Origin of the sequence: Propylenella binzhouense (genome assembly GCF_009866965.1) — a bacterium.
GTDB lineage: Bacteria > Pseudomonadota > Alphaproteobacteria > Rhizobiales > Afifellaceae > Propylenella > Propylenella binzhouense.
This window is the reverse complement of sequence record NZ_SPKJ01000205.1, coordinates 1-1,546: the sequence shown is the minus strand read 5'-3', so window position 1 is coordinate 1,546 and position 1,546 is coordinate 1. Positions and strand designations below refer to the sequence as shown.

2 protein-coding genes are annotated in these 1,546 nt (G+C 72.6%); one reads left to right on the top strand and one right to left on the bottom strand.

Annotation, left to right across the window (positions count from 1 at the left end; translation table 11 throughout):
- Positions 1-75: 75 nt before the first annotated feature.
- Positions 76-339, bottom strand: coding sequence for a hypothetical protein (locus tag E4O86_RS22905; protein ID WP_161142845.1), 264 nt, complete (start codon positions 337-339; stop codon positions 76-78).
- A gap of 73 nt (positions 340-412) precedes the next feature.
- On the opposite strand from E4O86_RS22905, the gene E4O86_RS22900 reads away from it, so the two are divergent.
- The coding region (locus E4O86_RS22900) for a glycoside hydrolase family 3 N-terminal domain-containing protein (RefSeq protein ID WP_343039220.1) at positions 413-1,546 on the top strand (1,134 nt) is incomplete at its 3' end.

Here is a 1,546-nt window from a genome sequence, read left to right as displayed (position 1 = left end):
GGTAGCTCGTCAGGCTCATAACCTGAAGGTCGCAGGTTCAAATCCTGCCCCCGCAACCAAACGTTCCAAGCTGGATCAACAGCTTGCCGAAAAACCCCGCCGACGACGGTCGGCAGGGTTTTTCGTTTGGCGGGAAAGCGTAAGGATGCCAGCGAGATCGTCGCGCAGGTCGATCTCCATCTTGCCATCCGCCGGCGTCACGATATCCTCGACCAGCGTCCCGATCCTATCGGCGGCCGCCGTGCGCGTCTCCTCGTCCTCATCCCGCAGGGCTTCGTAGAGCTGCCGGACGCGCGACCGGGAGAGCTCCGCCATCGATGGATGCAGAAGCGGCATCATCGGGTCCGGGCTCGCACGAACCCGGGAAATCCAAGCGGGCGGCCACGGGCCAGGGAGCGGGACAGCACGCGCCATGAAGCCGGACAGCAACAGCGTCGTCGATCCCGGCGCGGGCCCGGCCGCGCCGGTCGCGCCGCGCCTCGCCGAGCACATCGAGGCGCTCGTCGCGGCGATGACGCTCGAGGAGAAGCTCGGCCAGCTCACCCTCGGGACGGCGGAGGGCGCCGTCACCGGCCCCTACCTGCCGGAGGACTATCTCGCCGAGATCCGCGCGGGGCGCCTCGGCAACCTCCTCAACCTCTGGGGCGCGGAGGCCGTGCGCGCGGCGCAGCGCGTCGCCGTCGAGGAGACCCGGCTCGGCATTCCCCTCATCATCGGCTTCGACGTCCTGCACGGACACCGGACCGTGTTCCCGATCCCGCTCGCGGAGGCCTGCGCCTGCGACCCGGCCCTGTGGGAGGCGACGGCGCGGATGGCGGCCGCGGAGGCGGCAGCGGACGGCGTCGCCATGACCTTCGCGCCGATGCTCGACATCGGGCGCGACCCGCGCTGGGGCCGGATCGCCGAGGGTCCCGGCGAGGACCCCTGGCTCGCCTGCCGGTTCGCCGAGGCGAAGGTGCGCGGCTTCCAGGGAAGCGACCTCGCGGCGGCGGGAACGCTTGCCGCGACCGCCAAGCACTTCGCCGCCTACGGCGCCGTCACGGCCGGCCGGGACTACGCCTCGGTCGACATTTCCGAGCGCACCCTCGCGGAGGTCTACCTGCCGCCGTTCCGCGCCGCCATCGAGGCCGGCGCGGCGGGCGTCATGCCGGCCTTCGTCGATCTCGCGGGCCTGCCGATGACCGCGAATGCGGCCTTGCTGCGGGACCGCCTCCGCGGCGAATGGGGCTTCGCGGGGGTCATCGTCAGCGATTACGGGGCGGTGGCGGAACTCGTCGTCCACGGCGTCGCCGCCGACCCGGTCGAGGCCGCCGTCCTCGCGCTCAAGGCGGGCATCGACCTCGACATGATGGGCCGCACCTATCTGCGCGGCCTTCCGGCCGCGCTCGAACGCGGCCTCGTCGCCATGGACGAGATCGACGCCGCGCTGCGGCGCGTGCTGGCGCTGAAGGCGCGCCTCGGCCTCTTCGACGATCCCTGTCGCGGCGCCGGCCCGTCTGCCGGCGGCGAAGCCGGGGCGGCCCGCGCGCTCGCGCGCGAGGCGGCG

What these genes read in the sequence shown, in the direction of transcription:
- E4O86_RS22905 (WP_161142845.1), bottom strand. Translation starts at nt 339, where the DNA reads ATGATGCCGCTTCTGCATCCATCGATGGCGGAGCTCTCCCGGTCGCGC.